This window comes from Lentibacillus sp. Marseille-P4043, from assembly GCF_900258515.1.
In the GTDB taxonomy this organism is placed as follows: Bacteria; Bacillota; Bacilli; order Bacillales; family Amphibacillaceae; genus Lentibacillus_C.
Window position 1 is genome coordinate 1,298,185 of the sequence record NZ_LT984884.1, and the last position, 21,386, is coordinate 1,319,570.

General features: G+C 42.1%; 20 protein-coding genes. All 20 read left to right on the plus strand.

The genetic code is table 11. From position 1 onward, the window contains the following. Nucleotides 1-2 precede the first annotated feature (2 nt). The 20 genes from atpD (at nucleotide 3) to C8270_RS19825 (ending at nucleotide 21,193) form a co-directional block, all read left to right on the plus strand. A complete protein-coding gene (atpD, locus tag C8270_RS06530; RefSeq protein ID WP_106496060.1) occupies nucleotides 3-1,415 on the plus strand; it encodes a F0F1 ATP synthase subunit beta in 1,413 nt (470 codons plus the stop codon). Nucleotides 1,416-1,516: 101 nt separating this feature from the next. Beyond that, a complete protein-coding gene (locus tag C8270_RS06535) occupies nucleotides 1,517-1,912 on the plus strand; it encodes a F0F1 ATP synthase subunit epsilon (protein ID WP_158701622.1) in 396 nt (131 codons plus the stop codon). 289 nt (nucleotides 1,913-2,201) lie between these two features. Beyond that, nucleotides 2,202-2,432 (plus strand): DUF1146 family protein, encoded by a 231-nt coding sequence (locus C8270_RS06540; RefSeq protein ID WP_106496062.1) that lies wholly within the window; start codon nucleotides 2,202-2,204, stop codon nucleotides 2,430-2,432. A 644-nt stretch (nucleotides 2,433-3,076) separates the two neighbouring features. Beyond that, a complete protein-coding gene (locus tag C8270_RS06545; RefSeq protein ID WP_106496063.1) occupies nucleotides 3,077-3,796 on the plus strand; it encodes a YwmB family TATA-box binding protein in 720 nt (239 codons plus the stop codon). A gap of 33 nt (nucleotides 3,797-3,829) precedes the next feature. Further along, nucleotides 3,830-5,158, plus strand: coding sequence for a UDP-N-acetylglucosamine 1-carboxyvinyltransferase (gene murA, locus C8270_RS06550; RefSeq protein ID WP_106496064.1), 1,329 nt, complete (start codon nucleotides 3,830-3,832; stop codon nucleotides 5,156-5,158). 62 nt (nucleotides 5,159-5,220) lie between these two features. Further along, a complete protein-coding gene (locus C8270_RS06555; RefSeq protein WP_158701623.1) occupies nucleotides 5,221-5,841 on the plus strand; it encodes a hypothetical protein in 621 nt (206 codons plus the stop codon). 438 nt (nucleotides 5,842-6,279) lie between these two features. Then, nucleotides 6,280-7,212 (plus strand): ABC transporter permease, encoded by a 933-nt coding sequence (locus C8270_RS06560; protein ID WP_106496066.1) that lies wholly within the window; start codon nucleotides 6,280-6,282, stop codon nucleotides 7,210-7,212. A 1-nt stretch (nucleotide 7,213) separates the two neighbouring features. Then, nucleotides 7,214-8,170, plus strand: coding sequence for an ABC transporter permease (locus tag C8270_RS06565; protein ID WP_106496067.1), 957 nt, complete (start codon nucleotides 7,214-7,216; stop codon nucleotides 8,168-8,170). A 9-nt stretch (nucleotides 8,171-8,179) separates the two neighbouring features. Next, nucleotides 8,180-9,184, plus strand: coding sequence for an ABC transporter ATP-binding protein (locus C8270_RS06570; RefSeq protein ID WP_106496068.1), 1,005 nt, complete (start codon nucleotides 8,180-8,182; stop codon nucleotides 9,182-9,184). Between the two features lie 102 nt (nucleotides 9,185-9,286). Further along, nucleotides 9,287-10,921: a peptide ABC transporter substrate-binding protein gene (locus C8270_RS06575; protein WP_106496069.1), complete on the plus strand. Its 1,635-nt coding sequence runs from the start codon at nucleotides 9,287-9,289 to the stop codon at nucleotides 10,919-10,921. Between the two features lie 727 nt (nucleotides 10,922-11,648). Next, nucleotides 11,649-12,569 carry a S66 peptidase family protein gene (locus C8270_RS06590; RefSeq protein WP_106496072.1) on the plus strand — a complete coding sequence of 307 codons (921 nt, stop codon included), beginning with the start codon at nucleotides 11,649-11,651 and terminating at the stop codon, nucleotides 12,567-12,569. A gap of 93 nt (nucleotides 12,570-12,662) precedes the next feature. Next, nucleotides 12,663-13,616 carry a C40 family peptidase gene (locus tag C8270_RS06595; RefSeq protein ID WP_106496073.1) on the plus strand — a complete coding sequence of 318 codons (954 nt, stop codon included), beginning with the start codon at nucleotides 12,663-12,665 and terminating at the stop codon, nucleotides 13,614-13,616. Next, nucleotides 13,616-14,623, plus strand: coding sequence for an ABC transporter ATP-binding protein (locus C8270_RS06600; protein WP_106496074.1), 1,008 nt, complete (start codon nucleotides 13,616-13,618; stop codon nucleotides 14,621-14,623). The genes C8270_RS06595 and C8270_RS06600 overlap by 1 nt, the downstream gene beginning before the upstream one ends. A 36-nt stretch (nucleotides 14,624-14,659) precedes the next feature. Continuing rightward, the gene (locus C8270_RS19815) at nucleotides 14,660-14,863 is read left to right on the plus strand and encodes a hypothetical protein (RefSeq protein WP_158701624.1); all 204 of its coding nucleotides are present in this window, start codon (nucleotides 14,660-14,662) and stop codon (nucleotides 14,861-14,863) included. Nucleotides 14,864-15,091: 228 nt separating this feature from the next. Continuing rightward, nucleotides 15,092-16,270, plus strand: coding sequence for an IS256 family transposase (locus C8270_RS06605; RefSeq protein ID WP_106496075.1), 1,179 nt, complete (start codon nucleotides 15,092-15,094; stop codon nucleotides 16,268-16,270). A gap of 196 nt (nucleotides 16,271-16,466) precedes the next feature. After that, nucleotides 16,467-16,850: a hypothetical protein gene (locus C8270_RS19820; protein WP_158701625.1), complete on the plus strand. Its 384-nt coding sequence runs from the start codon at nucleotides 16,467-16,469 to the stop codon at nucleotides 16,848-16,850. Nucleotides 16,851-17,024: 174 nt separating this feature from the next. Beyond that, a complete protein-coding gene (gene spoIID / locus C8270_RS06610; RefSeq protein WP_234028498.1) occupies nucleotides 17,025-18,197 on the plus strand; it encodes a stage II sporulation protein D in 1,173 nt (390 codons plus the stop codon). A gap of 275 nt (nucleotides 18,198-18,472) precedes the next feature. Continuing rightward, complete coding sequence (locus C8270_RS06615) at nucleotides 18,473-19,501, plus strand: M23 family metallopeptidase (RefSeq protein WP_106496076.1); 1,029 nt, start codon at nucleotides 18,473-18,475, stop codon at nucleotides 19,499-19,501. 302 nt (nucleotides 19,502-19,803) lie between these two features. Continuing rightward, on the plus strand, nucleotides 19,804-20,862 hold the full coding sequence (locus C8270_RS06620; RefSeq protein ID WP_106496077.1) for an AimR family lysis-lysogeny pheromone receptor: 1,059 nt from the start codon (nucleotides 19,804-19,806) through the stop codon (nucleotides 20,860-20,862). Between the two features lie 187 nt (nucleotides 20,863-21,049). Continuing rightward, complete coding sequence (locus C8270_RS19825; protein WP_158701626.1) at nucleotides 21,050-21,193, plus strand: hypothetical protein; 144 nt, start codon at nucleotides 21,050-21,052, stop codon at nucleotides 21,191-21,193. Nucleotides 21,194-21,386 lie beyond the last annotated feature (193 nt).

Consider the following 21,386-nt stretch of genomic DNA (forward strand, 5'->3'; position numbering starts at 1 on the left):
CGATGTCGAAAGGTTATATTACACAAGTCATGGGCCCTGTTGTCGATGTGAAATTTGACGAAGGACAGCTCCCTGACATTTATAATGCATTAGTTATTCAGTATGATGCAAAAGAAGAGACACATGTAAGCATTGACCTTACATTAGAAGTCGCACTTCATCTTGGTGACAACACTGTTCGTACAATCGCAATGTCATCAACAGATGGTGTTATGCGCGGCATGGAAGTAGAAGATTTAGGCAGAGCAATCTCCGTCCCAGTCGGTGAAGATACATTAGGACGTGTATTTAACGTACTTGGGGAAAAGATTGACCTTGATGAACCATTGGATAAGGGCGTACGTCGCGATCCAATTCACCGTGAAGCACCTAAATTTGAAAACCTTGCAACAGAAACACAGATTCTAGAAACAGGTATTAAAGTTGTTGACTTACTAGCACCTTACATTAAAGGTGGTAAAATCGGTTTGTTTGGTGGTGCCGGTGTAGGGAAAACAGTTCTTATCCAAGAATTGATCAACAACATCGCTCAAGAACATGGTGGTATTTCTGTATTCGCCGGTGTTGGTGAGCGTACACGTGAAGGTAACGACCTTTACTACGAAATGAAAGACTCCGGTGTTATCGCGAAAACAGCCATGGTATTTGGTCAAATGAACGAGCCACCAGGTGCGCGGATGCGTGTAGCGTTAACTGGCTTGACAATGGCTGAATATTTCCGTGATGAACAAGGACAAGATGTGTTGTTATTCATCGATAATATTTTCCGTTTTACTCAAGCAGGTTCAGAGGTTTCTGCACTTCTTGGTCGGATGCCATCTGCTGTTGGTTACCAACCAACACTTTCAACTGAAATGGGACAATTACAAGAGCGTATTACATCAACAAATAAAGGATCTGTAACATCGATTCAGGCTGTATATGTACCTGCCGATGACTATACAGACCCAGCACCTGCTACAACATTTGCTCACCTAGATGCGACAACTAACCTTGATCGTAAACTATCTGAGCAAGGTATCTATCCTGCGGTGGATCCACTAGCATCCACATCTCGCGCGTTAGACCCAGAGATTGTTGGACAGGAGCATTATGAAGTTGCACGTGAAGTTCAAAGTACTATTCAGCATTATAAAGAATTACAAGATATTATCGCAATCCTAGGTATGGATGAGCTTTCCGAGGAAGATAAATTAACGGTAGCACGCGCACGCCGGATTCAATTCTTCTTATCACAAAACTTCCACGTTGCTGAACAGTTCACTGGTCAAAAAGGTTCTTATGTTCCAGTTAGTGAAGCTGTAAAAGGTTTCAGAGAAATTTTGGATGGTAAGTATGACGATCTACCAGAGGATGCATTCCGCTTGGTAGGACGTATTGAAGAAGTAGTCGAAAAAGCAAAAGAAATGGAATAATAACGAAGGCTTGGATAAGCAGTAATTGTTAAAGGAATAACTGGGAAATGACATGTAACCATTTCCCGTCCTGCTTATTACCAGTCCGAGGAGGGGTTACATTGAAAACACTAACTGTGAGTGTTGTTACTCCTGATGGTCCAATTTTGGAAGATAGTTTTGAAATGGTTAGCTGTAAAGCAGAAAATGGGGAACTTGGTATTTTACCAGGACACATTCCATTGGTCGCTCCATTGACAATAAGTGCCGTGCGATTAAAACGTGGTGATGAAATGGAACGATTAGCTGTTAGTGGCGGATTTCTGGAGGTACGACCGGAAAAGGTAACAATCCTTGCCCAATCCGCGGAGAAACCTTCAGACATCAGTGTTGACCGCGCACAGGAAGCAAAAACACGCGCAGAACAACGCCTCCAGTCCAAGCAAGACGATATCGACTTCCAAAGGGCAGAATTAGCACTCAAACGAGCAATAAACCGCTTGGATATTGCTCGATAGATAAAAGAGTCTCTCATGACATATTGTTGTGTGAGACTTTTTTGTTGGGTAAAGAAGAATGATGAATGATGACAAAATCCAACCATCATCAACAAAAGTCATCCTATTCAAAAAATAAACTCGATATTTCCCGGGAAATGAGATGGGAATTTCCTAATTGGTGAACCAATCTAACAAGAATCGAGTTTTTACGATATGTATGGTGTTAATCAATTCGTTGACATTCACCTATTAACATGGCAAAGTTATCAATAGAAAAACTCATTTTTATCAAACAAGGTGTGAATTTATGTTTTCAATTAGTCAACTCGCAATAACAAGTATGATATCGCATTTGATTTTTATTTTTATTACATGGAAATTAGTCCAATGCATTAATTTCGACCCATTAATTCGAAAAGGCAAGGTCACAGAGGCACGCATTTTGCTGCTCTTTATCACGATTGTAATTGGCTCCGGTGTCAGCAGATTTTTCCTTGAATTTCTTCAATGGTCACAAGATCTCCGGCTTCTTTTTTAAGGGTTGTTTTCTAGTAGAGTATGGTTTTACACTGACGTAATGATTTATTGATTGGCGCTTTACCTACCACTTCGGAAATTGAATGCGAGGTAAGTGCTCTGTTGATTTCCGTTCCGGGCAGTCGCTTTCCGCGGATACGGCTTCAGCCTCATCGGAAAAAGGAAACCACTTTTTCGAGGAGTCGACTGCCCGAACCAAAAATTAGCTATATTAAAAATGGATAATAATTTTTGTTATTTAATCTCGCAATAGATATTGGAATAATTGCAATGCACTATACCCAGCGAAGTGTATTTCCGTAGCGGTGGAAGAACACCAATCATCGTCTCAGATAACATCGCAGTTTTTATCAATTGCGAATTATAAAAGCAATAAATGTATACGAAAAGAGCTTTTTTAAAAGGAAAGTACGGCAAGCTCCTATATGAGAAGCATCTCATTCAGAAGCTTGCCTATTTTATGTAGATGCATCGCCTGTTCCCCAGTCCCTAGACTATGCTTCTCAATCCTCTTATTTCTTATTCCGCAATGAGTTGAACACAAACTAGTAATCTATAACACTACTATCAGTTGTATTTATACGGTATGTTTTAGTTCCCTCTTGTTCATACTGGTTATATAGATTGAACAAGGGGGATGTTTTTATGAAGAAAATAGTTCTTATAGTCGTATTATTACTTATTCTTTTTACCAAAAGTGTGGTAGGTTATTCTGCCTCCGTAACGGATGAGATGATAGATTTAGCTTCAGCAGTAACAGAAAGTGAATTAGCAATTGATAACTGGCAGGTCACCATTAAGGAACAAATCAGTCATGAAAAAGCATATGATGTAACTAATAAGTTGAAAAATGGTTATTTAGTCTCTACCGCAGAAGATGAGAACATTATAAAATATTCATTTAGTGACGTTCATAAATCAGATGATCTTGACGAATCTTTTAAAGTGGTTATTCCTAAAAATACCAACTATCAAGCAGAAGTGATTGCAGTAATTCGTGGGGACTTCTGGAACGAGTCAGTGGAACAAGCATATATTTCGACAAAAAGTGCATTGCCTGATTATTTATTCTCGAAAGATGCAGAAAGATTTGCTTGTCTGACGACTGATAGTAGTGGTACAATTAAAAGTGATTATTTTTTAAATGAATTTAGTGAAAAATTGAATGTCCAACAAAAATTAACACAAACCGACAAATTAAAAAATACTTCGGTTGCGGAAATTTTGTATGGGTATACACCATTATGGGATCAAAAAATCACGATAATGGACAAATCGATGAATGTACAAATAGCGATTAATAAAAGCAAAGATGAAGGAACGAAATTCACGATAGGAACACCTATCTTGATAACTGAATATTAATATAGTGAAATTGCAACTGAAGGAGATTGAAACATGGAAAAGATCATTGTTCGCGGCGGGAGACAACTTAATGGCGCCGTCAAAGTGGAAGGTGCTAAGAATGCAGTGCTGCCTGTTATCGCTGCAAGTATTATCGCAAGTGAAGGAAAAAGTGTTTTACATGATGTTCCAGTACTAGCTGATGTATATACAATTAATCAAGTTATTCGTAATATGAATGCGGATGTTGACTTTGAAAATAATACAATTACCGTTGATGCGTCAAAGGAATTAAAAACAGAAGCTCCTTTCGAGTACGTTCGTAAAATGCGTGCGTCCGTCTTAGTATTGGGGCCTCTTTTGGCGCGTTATGGTCACGCTAAGGTTGCGATGCCCGGTGGATGTGCAATTGGCTCTAGACCAATCGATTTACATTTAAAGGGATTCGAAGCAATGGGTGCAGATGTACACGTTGGCAATGGTTTCGTGGAAGCTAAAGTTGATGGCCGGTTGCAAGGTGCTAAAATTTATTTAGACGTACCAAGTGTTGGTGCTACCGAAAATATTATGATGGCAGCTGCACTGGCTGAAGGGAAAACAATTATTGAAAATTGTGCAAAAGAACCGGAAATTGTTGATTTAGCCAATTTCTTAAATAAAATGGGTGGTCGCGTCGTTGGTGCAGGTACAGAAACAATCCGCATTGAAGGTGTAGAAAGTTTACACGGGACAGAACATGCGATTATCCCTGATCGTGTTGAAGCAGGAACGTTTATGGTGGCAGCTGCAATTACAGGAGGAAATATTTTAATTGAAAATGCTGTGAGTGAACACCTTCGTTCCGTTATTTCCAAACTTGAAGAAATGAATGTCACGATTAAAGAAGAAAATGGCGGACTACGTGTGATCGGACCGGAAAATTTAAAGGCGACAGATATCAAGACATTGCCACACCCAGGATTCCCAACCGATATGCAATCACAAATGATGGCACTAATGCTCTATGCACACGGAACTAGTGTTATTACGGAGACAGTATTTGAAAACCGATTTATGCATGTTGAAGAATTCAGACGGATGAACGCCAAAATGAGAATCGAAGGTCGCAGTGTAATTGTTGAAGGCGATTCTGACTTACAAGGCGCAGAAGTGGCAGCAACTGATTTGCGCGCTGCAGCAGCATTAATTTTAGCTGGGTTACGAGCAGACGGCTTTACACGCGTGACCGAATTGAAACATTTGGATCGCGGATATGTTGACCTTGCCGGAAAATTAGCCTCTTTAGGTGCAGATATCGAACGTGTCACTGATGATGAAAACAACGTAACACCAGATGCAAAAGTAGATTATCAGAATAATAATATTGTAGCCAAGTTATCTTAAGTTTATACGTATTTTTTAAGCAGGTAATACCGATTGCGGTGTTACCTGCTTTTTTAGTGTGTGTGGAGCGGAGCAGCGGCTCGGTCGAGTGCGGTAACATCGGCGCGAGAGCGAGAAACATCGGCACGAGCGGGAAAACATCGGCGCGAGCGGGAAAACATCGGCGCGAGCGGGGAAATATCGGCCCGAGCGCGAGAAACATCGGCGCGAGCGGGGAAACATCGGCGCGAGAACGAGAACATCGGCGCGAGCGGGGAAATATCGGCCCGAGAGCGAGAAACATCAACCCCAGAACGAGAACATCAACCCGAGAACGAGAACATCGTCCCGAATCGCGAAACATCAACCCGAGAACGAGAACATCAACCCGAGCGCAAGAACATCAACCCGAGCGCGAGAAACATCGGCGCGAGCGGAGAAACATCAACCCGAGCGCAAGAACATCAACCCGAGAATGGAAACATCGACCCGAGGGAGGAAACATCAACCCGAGCGCAAGAACATCAGCCCGAGCGCGGAAACATCGGCGCGAGCGGGGAAACATCGGCCCGAGAGCGAGAAACATCGGCGCGAGCGGGGAAACATCGGCGCGAGAGCGAGAAACATCGGCGCGAGCGGGGAAACATCGGCGCGAGAGCGAGAAACATCGGCGCGAGCGGAGAAACATCAACCCGAGAGCATAAACATCAACCCGAGCGGAGAAACATCAACCCGAGAGCATAAACATCAACCCGAGCGGAGAAACATCAACCCGAGAGCAGAAACATCGGCCCGAGCGCGAGAAACATCGGCGCGAGCGGAGAAACATCAACCCGAGCGCGAGAACATCAGCCCGAGAACGGAAACATCAACCCGAGCGCGAGAACATCGTCCCGAGCGCGAGAAACATCAGCCCGAGCGGAGAAACATCAACCCGAGAACGAAAACATCAGCCCGAGAGCAGAAACATCAACCCCACAGCTAAACATCCCACTCCGCACCCCATCCTAAATTAATCTTTTCAATTCCAAAACAATATGATAAAATAGTATGAAAATTATTAATAGTCAACAAAGTGGAGCTGCCAAAGGTTATCAAGCAATGCTGAAATGCGTACAACCTTTTTATAGGAGTGGGGCGACATGTTACGGTACATTTTAAAACGATTTCTTATGATGGTCATCACCATTTGGATCATTGTGACATTGACATTTGTTTTAATGGTAACGATTCCAGGATCACCGTTCAATGAAGAGCGGGGGACGAATGAAACAGTTCAAGCCAACTTAGAGGCACATTATAACCTTGATGAACCTTATTACATACAATATTTGCTTTATTTAAAGTCGATCGTAACGCTTGATTTCGGTCCATCGATTAAACAACCAACAGAAACAGTAAACGATTTACTTGGTCGGGGCTTCCCGATTTCCTTTGAACTTGGGATCGTTACAATCATTGTTGCGGTCATATCAGGCATTATTCTCGGAATTATGGCAGCACTCCGGCATAACAAATTGATTGATTATGCAGCCATGAGCTTTGCTGTGTTAGGAATATCGATCCCCAACTTTGTCTTGGCAACATTGCTCATTCAAAAGCTAGCGGTGGATTGGCAGCTGTTCCCACCCGCGACATGGTCCAGTCCGGCTCATATGGTTCTTCCGGTCATTGCGCTGGCGACAGGGCCAATGGCGATTATCGCTCGGCTGACAAGATCGACAATGCTTGAGGTATTAACGCAGGATTATATTAAAATGGCACGGGCAAAGGGGCTCACACCGTGGAAAATTGTTGTGAAGCATGCTTTAAAAAATGCTCTGATGCCAGTTGTGACAATACTTGGGACACTGCTTGCAGGTATTTTGACCGGTACATTTGTAATTGAAAAGATATTCGCAATACCTGGGATGGGGAAATATTTTGTTGAAAGCATTAACCAACGGGATTATCCAGTTATTATGGGGACAACGGTTTTCTATAGTGCCTTTCTTATTTTTATGTTGTTTTTAGTAGATATTGCTTACGGTTTACTAGATCCACGAATCAAGCTGCATAAAAAGGGAGGAGAATAAAATGAGGCTAGAAAATGAATACACAGCTGAAAATTCTCCTGCTAATGTCCCGGACGATTGGTTTACGTGGAAGGAAAAAGATTTGCAAGCGGCTGAATCAGTAGCCAGGCCATCTTTATCTTATTGGCAAGATGCATGGAAACGGCTTGTGAAAAATAAACTGGCAATGTCAGGACTCGTTTTTCTTATTCTATTAACGATCATGGCAATAATCGGCCCGACACTTACACCATACTCAGTTAAGGATGTGAATTTGCCCAATCAATTCCAGGGACCATCCAGTACACATTGGTTTGGTACAGATTCATTAGGTCGCGATGTCTTCACCCGCACATGGTATGGCGCAAGAATCTCACTATTTGTTGGACTAATGGCAGCACTGATTGATTTTTTCGTTGGGGTTGTTTATGGCGGGATTTCCGGCTACAAGGGCGAGCGTACAGATAATATCATGATGCGGATTATTGAGATCTTATATGGTCTGCCTTATTTACTCGTTGTCATTTTATTGCTAGTCGTGATGGGTCCGAGCTTGACGACGATTATCGTTGCGTTAACAGTGACTGGTTGGGTTGGTATGGCGCGAATTGTCAGGGGGCAAGTGTTGCAAATCAAAAACTATGAATTTGTGCTTGCTTCAAAATCGTTTGGGACCAAGACAAAGCGGATTATTCGTAAAAATTTACTGCCAAATACAATGGGGCCGATCATTGTTCAGATGACCTTAACCGTTCCAAACGCGATTTTTGCCGAAGCGTTTTTGAGCTTTTTAGGATTAGGGATCCAGTCGCCGTATGCCAGCTGGGGAATGATGGCCAATGACGCATTAGGCGCGATTTTATCTGGGAACTGGTGGACATTGTTTTTCCCGGCATTTTTCATTTCGTTCACAATGTTTGCCTTTAATGTTTTAGGTGACGGGCTTCAAGATGCACTTGATCCGAAACTGAGAAAGTAGGTGACACAATTGGAAAAAATTCTCGATGTACGTGATCTTCATGTGACCTTTTCAACATATGGCGGGACAGTTAAAGCGGTTCGTGGTGTTAATTTTCATTTAAATAAGGGGGAAACGCTGGCAATCGTTGGCGAGTCAGGATGCGGGAAAAGTGTGACATCGAATGCAATTATGCGGCTTATTCCCGATCCGCCTGGAAAAATTAGTCGGGGAACGATTACATTTCACGGAAAAGATCTGACAAAGCTCTCTGAGAAGAAGATGCGTCACATCCGTGGTGTTGATATTTCAATGATTTTTCAGGATCCGATGACAGCATTAAATCCAACGCTAACGATCGGCTCCCAACTAATGGAAGGACTCCGTCAACACGACAAAATATCCAATGATCAGGCGAAACGAAAGGCAAGGGAAATGATGGACCTGGTCGGTATTCCTAATCCTGACGAACGAATGAAACAGTACCCACACCAGTTTAGTGGCGGAATGCGGCAGCGGATCGTGATTGCGATGGCATTAATCTGTGAGCCAGAATTATTAATCGCTGATGAGCCAACCACAGCACTTGACGTAACGATCCAAGCGCAAATCCTGGAGTTATTTGAAAAAATCCAAGCTAAAACGGGTGTATCGATTATTTTGATTACCCATGATTTAGGTGTAGTTGCGAAAATTGCCGATCGAATTGCTGTTATGTATGCAGGTAAAATCATTGAAGTTGGCACAAAACGGGAAATATTTTATCATGCAGAACATCCATATACACAAGGCTTGCTGAAATCTGTTCCTAGGCTTGATTTGCAAGGGGAAAAGTTAATCCCAATCGACGGCACACCACCTGATTTATTCTCACCTCCAAAGGGATGTCCGTTTACAGCGCGATGTCCATTTGCCATGGAGGTGTGTGATAAAGTTTATCCTTTTCATTCGGATCTTTCTAATACACATCATGTGGAATGTTGGCTGCAGGATGAGAGGGCTAAACAGCTTTTGGCTGCTTCAGCCGTTAGGTAAACGTGACTTATTGCCAAATTTTAATGGCGTAGGTCCTCGTTTTTCTGATCCATTATGTTCGGAAAAGCGACTTCATCAAATAGGTTTAGGAGGGGGAAATTCATGAAGAAATGGCTTTTACTGTTCATTGCAGTTGTAACGGTCGGTGTTTTGGCGGCATGTACAGCAAATGACAGTGCTGGTGAGAAACAGGATGATGACAGTGGATCAGATGCGGATGCGGCAAGTGAAGAAAAAGTCTTGCTCATGAATAATGGAGAGGAGCCAACATCATTAAATCCACCAATAGGCTTCGATTCTGTTTCATGGAATGTGTTGAACAACTTAATGGAAGGGCTAACACGATTGGGGCAAGACGATACACCAGAAGCGGCAATTGCCGAGGATTGGGATGTTTCTGATGATGGCAAGACATATACCTTTCATCTTCGGGAAAACGCCAATTGGTCAAATGGGGATCCGGTAACAGCAAGTGATTTTGAATATGCCTGGAAGCAATTGCTTGACCCGGAAACAGGTTCTCCAGCAGCATTTTTAGGTTATTTTATTGAAGGTGGCGAGGCGTTTAACAATGGGGAAGGTTCCGCGGACGATATCATGGTGACGGCAAAAGATGAGAAAACATTAGAAGTGACGTTGACAGCACCAACAGGATTTTTCTTACATGTTATTTCCAATCCAGCCTTTTTCCCGGTCAATGAACAAGTGGCAACGGACAATCCGGAATGGTTTGCTGATGCTGATTCTTTTGTCTCCAATGGGCCATTTAAAATGGAAACATGGGAGCATGACAGCAAAATTGTTATGGTGAAAAACGATCAATATTGGGATAAAGATACGGTGAAGCTAGATAAAGTAGATTGGGCAATGGTCCCGGAAACAAACACAGAATATCAAATGTTTCAAAGTGATGAACTGGATATGACGGAAATCCCATCTGATATGGCTGAACAGTTAATTGATGGTGATGACGTGGTAATTGAGGACCAAGCGGGGCTATATTTTTACCGATTCAATGTCAATGAAGAGCCATTTCAAAATAAGAAAATCAGAAAAGCATTCGCAATGGCGATTAACCAGCAAGACATTGTTGATTTTGTAACAAAAAATAAAGAAGAAGCAGCAACAGGCTTTGTATCGCCAGGATTTACCGATCCATCAGGTACAGATTTTCGCGAAGCAAATGGTGCACAAGTGGAATTCAACCCAGAAGCGGCAAAAACGCTGCTAGAAGAAGGGATGAAGGAAGAAGGATATGATGAATTACCACCAGTGACATTATCGTACAATACAGATGAATCGCACAAGGCAATCGCCGAAACAATGCAAAATATGTTTAGTGAGAACCTTGGCATCGATGTCACATTGGAAAACACGGAATGGAACGTATTTTTAGAGGATCAAAAGGGTTTAAAACATCAATTGTCACGTAGTTCATTCTTATTTGATTATGGTGATCCAGTTAACTTCCTGGAAAGCTTTATCACCGGCTCAACGATGAACCGCACAGGCTGGTCAAATGAAGAATATGATAAATTAATCGAAAAGGCTAAAACAGAAACAGACGAAGCAAAGCGCTGGGAATATATGTATGAGGCTGAGGAGCTGCTAGCTGAAGAAATGCCGATTTTCCCAATTCATTATTATAACCAAGTTTATATTTACAAGGATAACATTTCCGGTGTTGTCCGCCACCCAGTTGGGTATTTGGAATTGAAGTGGGCGGATAAAGAGTAGAAACCGGTGTGAGTGCATGGGTGGCGCGCATCTTCAGCGAGAAGTCGCGCATCTTCAGCGAGAAGTCGCGCATGCTCGGCGTGAAGTCGCGCACCTCGGCCGTGAAGTCGCGCACCTCGGCCGTGAAGTCGCGCATGCTCGGCGAGAAGTCGCGCACCTCGGCGAGAAAGTCGCGCATCTTCAGCGAGAAGTCGCGCATGCTCGGCGAGAAGTCGCGCACCTCGGCCGAGAAGTCGCGCATCACTGGTGGAAGTCGCGCACCCCCGGCCGAAAGTCGCGCACCCCGGCCGAAAGTCGCGCACGCTCGGCGAGAAGTCGCGCACCCCGGCCGAGAAGTCGCGCACCTCGGCGAGAAAGTCGCGCATCACCGGCGTGAAGTCGCGCACCTCCGGCCGAAAGTCGCGCACCACCGGGCAGAAGTCGCGCATCACCCACCGGTGGGAAGTCGCGCACCTCGGCCAAGAAGTCGCGCATCATCGGTGGAAAGTCGCGCACCTCCGGCCGAAAAGTCGCGCACCCAAGGCCGAAAGTCGCGCACCTCGGCCGAAAGTCGCGCATCATCGGTGGGAAGTCGCGCACCTCGTCGAGAAAGTCGCGCACCCAAGGCCGAAAGTCGCGCACCCCGGCCAAGAAGTCGCGCACCGAACATAGTAAGGGAGGGCTCATTTCATTTTTATATGGGCCACCCTTTTCCTATACATAGATTGATAAAGAAAGAGGGGTTCACATGATACTTCCGGAGCATTTACATAAAGGTGATACCATTGGCATTATTGCACCGGCAAGCCCAGTAAAATTTGCTGAGCTAAAGAAGGGTATTTCATTTTTTGAGGGTCTGGGTCTTCATGTCAAGCTTGGCGAGCATATCGATCGGGTGCATGGTTATTTAGCTGGGACAGATCGGGAACGTCTCACGGATCTTCACGACATGTTTGCTGATCCGCATGTGAAGGCAATTATTTGTGCTCGTGGTGGTTATGGGACTGGAAGAATTGCTGCAGCTATCGATTATGATCTGATCAGGCAAAATCCGAAAATTTTTTGGGGCTATAGTGATATTACATATTTACATACTGCGATTCGGCAAAAAACTGGGCTTGTCACTTTCCACGGCCCAATGGTTGCTTCGGATATCGCAAAGGATAATTTTGATGCGTTGTCTGCACGTCTATTTGAACAGTTATTTTGCCCGATAAAAATGTGCTACACAGAAGAAATATCGCCACTACACACGCTTGTTCCGGGTGAGGCAACGGGAGAGCTTGTTGGGGGAAATTTATCATTATTAGTAAGTATGATGGGAACTGGATATGAAATCGATACAAAAGGGAAATTGTTGTTCATCGAGGACATTGGTGAAGAGCCATATCGGGTTGACGGTATGCTTAATCAATTAAAACTTGCTGGCAAACTGAGTGATGCAGCTGGGATTATTATTGGAGATTTTTCCTGGGCTAATCCGAGAAAAGGTAAGCCATCCTTAAGCTTAGGGCAAGTATTTCAAGATTATGTTGCTGATTTGTCGTGCCCAGTGATGTCAGGATTTAAAATTGGCCACTGTATGCCACACTTTTCCATTCCATTGGGTGTGTGTGCAACGTTATCAACTTCAAACAAGACACTGATGGTGGATGTGGGGGTTAGATAAATGTCGGTGAATAGTTGATAAATTTAACCAGGCTGCGGCATGATTATAAATTTTTACAACATAGAATTCGATATCAGAAAGGAGCACCGTAAAATGATTGATCAAACGTTTGAACAATTTTCAGATGAACTGTGGATTACCGCAGTTCAAGTTGCAACCGTCTGGACAAATCCACAATCTACGAGGGAAATTGATTTACCAGGAATAGGCAATCCCACCAATATCGATGAATGGATTGGACGGCAACATGTAACATCACTCTCGGCTTTATGTGATGAGAACCGTGTGCAATCACAATTGTTATATGGTGAACCGGTCATCGTAACAGAAGTAGCAGACGGCTGGGCACACGTGATCATCCCGACACAGCCATCGCATAAGGATGAACGCGGTTATCCTGGTTGGGTCCCAATCAAGCAATTGAAAAAAGTAGCGAAATCAGAGTGGAAGCGTTCGAAGGCAGCTGTTGTAACGGATAAGTTTGCCTGGCTTGAAACAGACGATGGGGAACGTTTCTTAAAAACAAGTTACCAGACACACTTGCCAGTAAAGAAAGAACACGCCGATCGAGTGGAAGTGATCACACCACACGGCCAATTATTTTTAAAAAAGAATGCAGTTACACTATTCCCAACAACAGCTGGACTCAATAAGCAGGACGGGAGTGCAATCATTCAATCAGGTGAGCAATTCCTCGGTCTTGATTATTTCTGGGGTGGCATGAGCGCATTTGGATACGATTGTTCTGGATTCAGCTATGCTATGCATAAGGCGAATGGCTACCAAATACCGCGTGATGCCGGGGATCAGGCCATGAATGGTAAGGAAATTCAGGATGATCAACTACTGCCAGGCGACTTAATTTTCTTCGCATACCAAGAAGGAAAAGGCGCTCTTCATCATGTCGGCATCTACTATGGAAATGGTAAAATGCTCCACTCACCTAAAACGGGAAAACAAATCGAGATCATTGACCTTGAAGGAACTGTTTATGAAAAAGAGCGGTGTTTGGGGAGAAGATATTGGCAAGGGGCGGAGGAAACGTGATGCATGATAATAAACTATTACAAGTCAGTGGGTTAAAGAAATACTTTCAGGTCGGAAAAGGACAGATGTTACAAGCAGTTGATGGCGTTAGTTTTTACGTTAATAAGGGGGAAACGTTCGGCCTTGTTGGGGAGTCAGGCTGTGGAAAGTCTACCATTGGACGCACAATAATGGGGCTTTATGACAAAACAGATGGGGATGTCGTGTTTGGAGGACAAAACGTGCATGAACTTGATGGACAGAAAAGGTTTGAATTCTATCGCAGCATGCAAATGATTTTTCAAGACCCATATGCATCGTTAAATCCGCGCTCAACCGTACGTGAAGTGATCGCCGAACCAATGGAAGTCCATGGATTATTTTCCTCTAAGAAAAAACAGCTTGATCGTGTCTATGAGCTGTTGGAAGAGGTCGGACTAAATCGTGATCATGCCAATCGCTACCCACACGAATTCAGCGGGGGACAGCGGCAGCGAATTGGGATTGCACGTGCTCTGGCGTTAGATCCGGATTTTATCATTGCCGATGAGCCGATTTCAGCACTTGATGTATCAGTCCAAGCACAAGTTGTTAATTTATTAAAAAAACTACAAACCAATAAGGGTCTCACATTTTTATTCATCGCCCATGATTTATCCATGGTTAAACAAATATCTGATCGAATTGGTGTTATGTATTTAGGGAATCTGGTTGAATTAACGGAAAGCGAAGCACTGTATGAGAACCCACTGCACCCATATACACAGGCATTGTTATCGGCGATTCCCATTCCAGACCCAGATATCGAGGAAAATCGCGAGCGCATCATCCTGGAAGGTGAATTGCCAAGTCCAATCAACCCACCAAGCGGCTGCGTCTTCCGCACACGCTGCCCAATGGCAATGGAAATCTGCTCGACAAAAAAACCCGTATGGCAAGAAGTCGAGCAAAGCCATTATGTAGCTTGTCACCTGTATGATAAGACAATTGGAGATAAAACACCGGTTAAAAAAGCACATACTGTTTAGCGGATAAACTCTTTCGCGTGATTGCGGAGGAGTTTTGTGTTTGGAGCGTGGAGGGGTGTCGGGGCCCAGGAGCGGGGAACATCAACCCGAGCGCAGAATTATCGGCGCGAGCGCGGGAATATCGTCTCGAAACGCGAAACATCAACCCGAAACGCGAAAACATCGGCCCGAGCGCAGAAACATCGACCCGAAACGCGAAACATCGACCCGAGCACGAGAACATCGATTAAGTCTATATAATTGTGTAAAAAGGATAAACAAAAAAGGTCATATTAATTCCTTATGATACAATGTTTTCAACCACGATAAACAAGGTAGGAGGAATTAATAATGACCCAGTTACAGTTTAACCTAGACTTNTCGATTAAGTCTATATAATTGTGTAAAAAGGATAAACAAAAAAGGTCATATTAATTCCTTATGATACAATGTTTTCAACCACGATAAACAAGGTAGGAGGAATTAATAATGACCCAGTTACAGTTTAACCTAGACTTTGAAAAAATAAAACAGGAAGTCTTTCAATCTGATTTAAATGATGTTGTAAAATCATCTATTGTTCTATTATTTAATGAGTACATGGAGATGGAAAGAAACCAATATATGAAGAGCGCCCCATATAAACGGGAGGAGGATCGAAAGGATTACAGAAACGGTTACTATGAAAGGGATTTGGTTCTTAATATTGGAAAGGTAAAATTAAAAGTTCCACGTACTCGCAGCGGGGAATTTTCAACGGAGCTATTTGAAAAATATAAGCGTTGTGATAAAGCCTTTTTGCTTTCCATGTTGGAAATGGTAATCAACGGTGTCTCTACCCGTAAAGTTACGAAAGTCGTCGAGCAGCTTTGCGGAGAAAAGGTATCTAAATCGATGGTATCCGGGCTAACCAAGAAGCTGGATCCTATTGTTAAGGAATGGGCTCAAAGACCTCTAAATCAACAATATTATAACTATATTTATGTCGACGCGATGTGCATTAAAGTTCGTGAATATCACAGGGTGGTTTCCAAGGCCGTTTATATTGCTTTAGGAGTTAATAGCCAGGACAAAAGAGAAATTTTAGGATTTAAGGTAGCTAACACTGAATCTAAAGAAACCTGGAGTGTGTTTTTTAAATATTTGAAATCACGAGGACTCCAAGCACCAAAATTAGTTATATCTGATGCTCACGAAGGCTTAAAGGCAGCAATTACGGAAAGTTTCCTAAATACAAGCTGGCAACGTTGCACAGTACACTTTTTACGGAACATCATTAAAGAAATGCCTAAGAAAGGATCAAAAGAGGCACGTGATCATCTAAAGGAAATTTTCAAAGCACCTACAGCTAAAATCTCAAGAATGTTAAAAAATGAATTCATCGAGAAATACGAAGACGATAACAAGTATGAAAAGGCCACTAAAACGTTAGATGAGGGCTATGAAGATGCCGCTCAATTTTATACAGAAGATAAAGACACCCACGTCCATATACGAACTACAAATGTTCTGGAAAGACTAAATTCTGAAGTGAGAAGAAGAGAAAGTGTCATCCGAATATTCCCTAATATAGACTCTGCATTCCGTTTAATTGGTGCAGTACTCATGGATTGCGATGAAGCAATGGATCCCGGTGAAAAAAGATTCTTTTATCGTGATGAAGATTAAGGCTGCTGTGTGGCAAAACGATAAGAAGTGTAAATCGGGAAAAATTCGTAAGGTTGGCAGATGAAAAAGTGGGGGATTTTGGCGCGAAAATTTTATTTGGTTGGGAAGGGGTACCCCTTCCCAACCAAATAAAATTAAACTATAAACCATAAATAGTTGAAATATTGTATCAAGGGATTTACACAATATTTAGGACTTGACTAGAACATCAACCCGAATCGCGAAACATCGACCCGAGCGGGAAAACATCAACCCGAGCGAGAAAACATCGACCCGAAACGCGAGAACATCAACCCGAGCACGAAAACATCAACCCGAATCACGAAACATCAACCCGAAACGCGAAACATCAACCCGAACGCGAAACATCAACCCGAAACGCGAAACATCAACCCGAACGCGAGAACATCGACCCGAAACGCGAAACATCAACCCGAACGCGAGAACATCGACCCGAATCGCGAGAACATCAGCCCGAGCACGAGAACATCAACCCGAAACGCGAAATATCAACCCGAGCACGAAAACATCGACCCGAATCACGAAACATCGACCCGAAAACGGAATCTACCACAACTAGTCCAAGACCATTCCGCACAGGCCAGGAATGACATTCTCACATTTTCTAGTTCTATTGTTTTCTGATTTTGTATACGTTTAATAGTAGGGATGCTAGAAGAATTTCCTGCTATTGACGTCAGATAAACATCAGCATTGTTGCAGTAGTACACAATTTATTACAAGGAGGCGGCGGATGAAAAATCACAAATACAACTATAAACCCCCTAAAGCATGGAAAAAGAAGAAGTCCACCTTGAAACGAAACAAGACTTCATTATTACCGATGTTAAAAGGAGACATGTCGTCAAAGCGAAAAGAGCGAATGATGAAACTTTCAACAGGAAAATCGGCGACCTGGAAATTACCGAGTGCGCTAATTATTGCGAGTTTAATGGTTATTATTTTAGTCATTCCTACCCTAATCGTTTTACCAGACAGCAGTCATGATGATCAGCAAATGACGATACAGACAGATAATGAACCAGATCCAGATAATACAGTTGAACTAAGTGCAGGGGATTCTCCGTTTTCGGTGGAAGTTATGCGAGCGAGTTCCGATAAGGTGGAAGATGTCCCATTAGAAACGTATGTAACCAGGGTAGTGGCCTCGGAAATGCCAGTCGATGAGTTTGAACTAGAAGCTTTGAAGGCACAGGCGTTAGCGGCAAGAACCTATATTGTTGATTTATTGCTCCATAAAGATCAGACAGATAAACCGGATGTGACAGACACAACCGCCAATCAAGTATATAGTAATGAAGCGGAACTTCGAAAACAGTGGGGAAATGAATTTAATCAAAATATGAGCAAGGTAAAAGAAGCAGTTGCGGCAACAAAAGGAGAAATTTTGACGTATGAAAACGCACCAATCTTCCCAGCATTTTTTTCCACAAGTAATGGGTACACAGAGAACTCAGAAGATTATTGGGAAAATGAGTTACCATATTTGCGCAGTGTGAAGAGTCCTTGGGATAAAAAATCTCCAAAATTCCTTGATCAAAAAGTAATCGCTATTTCGGAAGTTGAGAAATTACTTGGTGTTGACTTAGGGAACGATATAGCAGCGAAAATAACCAGAACGGATAGCAATCGTGTTGATAAATTAACAATCGGGGGCAAGGAGTTTACTGGCAGAGATATTCGTGAAAAATTGCAATTACGCTCAACTGATTTTACCATCGAACAGAAAAGTGATCATTTAATTTTTAAGACAAAAGGTTTCGGTCATGGAATAGGTTTGAGTCAGTACGGGGCAAATGGCATGGCCAAGAATGGGAAAACATATAAGGATATCGTAACACACTATTATCAAGGGGTTAAGATTAGCGAGGTAACTGAAACCGCCCCGACACTTGTGGCTAAATAAATCGTGAAGCACAACGGATCGCATACACTCGAATCTGTTGTGCTTCAATTGGTTATTTTCCGGATTAACCCCTATGAGAAGGAGCAAACCCATGATAGAATTCAATCAACACCAACGATTCTCGTAAATTACAATCTTTTATCCCGCTCCAAACCATTCAAAAACCTTTACTTTCCCCCATCTCACTAAAAAAATGCATAAAGTCAAGAAATTTTTTTGATAAAATGTATAGTTTTTCTTTTTTCTGATCAGAATGGTTGTTGAGGTGATGATCAATGAAAGAAGAAAACAATGGAGCTTCAAAAAATAAGTGGAGCCGCATTTTTCGTAAGAAGTGGTTTTTTCCGGCAGTATACTTGACAATTGCTGCAGTTCTCTTGACAGTAGTTTTGTGGTATCAAAACCTGGATAACCAAGTTCAAGAGGCGGAAGATGAGCAAGGGATAACAGAAGATTATGCCGACAGTCCATATGATCAGGAAGCGGAAACAGTTGTCGAGCAGCAAGAAGTCGTTAAGATGCCTGTCGAGAAAGAAAATCTAGCAGAAATCGTAACTAAATTTTTTGATTACAACGCAGACCAGGAGGACCAGGAAAGCGCACTAGTCCTATACAACAACCGATACTATCAAAGCACAGGTATCGATATTGCACCTTCAGAAGATGTCGAGAAATTTAATGTTACAGCTGCACTAAGTGGGTCCGTAACCGAAGTAAAAGAGGATCCGCTATTAGGTAATCTTGTTGAAATCTCGCATAAGAACGAGGTAACGACGTACTATGCTAGTCTTGGAAAAGTCGATGTCAAAGCCGGTGATGAAGTAAAGCAAGGCGATGTTATCGGTACAAGCGGTAAAAACTTATTCGGAAAAGACAAAGGCGTACATGTCCACTTTGAACTACGGAAAGATGGAAAAGCAGTCGATCCGGAAGCTTATTTTAACCAGCCTGTCAGCAAATTAGATGAAGCAACAGGCACAGAGGAATCGCAAGCTGACGAAGGATCTGATGCAAATGATGAATCTGAAGCTACAGAAGAATCTAGTACGGAGGATGAATCTACCGACGATGAATCTGAGGCAACAGAGGAGTCCGATGCAGCAGGCGATGCTGACAAAACGGATGATGCCGATTCAGCGGACAAACCTGATGCAACAGAAGATAGCGATGCGACAGATTCGGATAAAGAAAAGTCAACAAACAATGAGGACGAAACCGATAATCAAGACTCCGAAACAGATGCAATGGATGAAAATTCTACCGGATTAAACCCTGGCTCATCCAATGCTTCAGAAAATGCCTAATGGTATAGGCAGCTAGATTGCTTTGATTACCCTAGTATTTATGCTAGGGTTATTTTTTTGTTTTAAAGGAAGCTTTAAGTGACAAATAATCTAAAAATACTTTAAATAAATTGAAAAAATTGTCGAACGATTTTGTTTTTTATCCGCAAAATCTATGTTATCATAAAGTTAAATCGTTTTTAATGTTTTGTTTTGTCATATTATTGATATGAACTAGAATATATGGCAAAGTTAGCATTTTTCGTGGGATTGGCCATGTACACTAGCTTGAGTATTATGATATTCAGAAAGGAGAGTCCACAATGGAATTTCCCAAGGCTGATCTTGCAGCTAATTCCTTGATTTCGGTTTCTTATGATGGCAAATTATCACTGGAACAGGTCATTCTAATGCTACAACAAGAGCACGATGATGAAACCGTGTTACAGTTAACGCGTAAATTTTGCCTGCAAACTACCTCAGATGAAATAAGTAAAAAGGGTATGGAATTTCTGTATATTAATGGATACTTCGAAGACTTACAGCAACTAATTGATAAGAATAGGGAATCCGAATACAAATCCAATCGGGAATGGGCAGAAGTTTATCAGCTTGTCGTTAATCGGCGAAGGCAACGTATCCAGACTTCACGTGAATTACTCAGGCAGTTAAGTTTTTATAAAACAGGAGATCCAGAGCTAAGTTGTGTAACCGAATTTCTCAAAATAGCGATTCATTTTGATTTAAAAGAATTTGGCAAAATCGGGAATTCCCTTGATAAACTAAGCTCATTATTTGATGCTGTTGAGGATTCGCTGTTATTATCCTACTTCCATTTAAGACTTTATCAAAATTTGTTCATTTATTATTGGACAAGAAACGAATTGATTATGGCAAGGAAGTATGCATTTCGTGTTCTAAACAAAACAACAAATAATAAAACAAAGGTAAACATGCACATCAATCTTGGCTTAACATACACATTTGATACGTATTTCCAAGGCATGTATCATTTTTCCGAGGCGTTAAAGCTTGCAAAAAAGTATCACTTTAACGACAGCATACATGTGGTTGAGCAGCAGAATATTCCGTTTCTGTCAGCACATTTTAACAAATTTGAAGGCATAAAAACAGACATTAAAAGTGAACAAGCTCATCTAGAAATTGCAAAGGGAAATTATACGAAAGCCATAACCATTTTAAATCAAATCCCAATGGATAGTCCCTTTAAACTTTATTACCTAGGTGTTGCAAAACAGGATAAAGACATACTTCTACAATCATATAATTACTTCATTGGAAAACGAAGTGATTATTTCTTCAGCAAGCTGCCATTAAATCAAATAGTGAAAATGGATAACACACCCATGAAATTCAGATAAATTAATTAGGGTTGTTCTAATCAGACAGCCCTTACCTTACATGAAAATTCACATCATCACGAAAGGGTATTTTTTCCGGAAAGTAGAGATCCATGTAATTGAGGGTTCTCTAACCACTGATGGGAACGAATCGAACCTATCTTTCTCTTATTTTTTGAAAAACTGTCTGAAAAGGCGGGATAAAACAATGAAGGGAGGAATAGAAATGAAAAAAGTACGTCTCATGACGCTAACCATGATTTTGGCGCTGGGAATTACAATTGGCTTTGGTGCTATAACGCCAACCAGTCAAGTTCTTGCCCAAGACCCGGGATATGGCGATATTGACTAATTGACTCCGTTAAGTTTCCCAAGGTGTGGTGGATTACAGTTATATTGTTTGCGTGTGTGGAAGTGATGGTCCTTGCTTTCTAATTCGGTTATTTTTTGAGGATAGAGCCATTTCACATTAGATAAGGTAATAATTGTGCATTATTTTCTACGCTGTAATTCACCACAATTTCATATCTATGAGGTTCTACCCA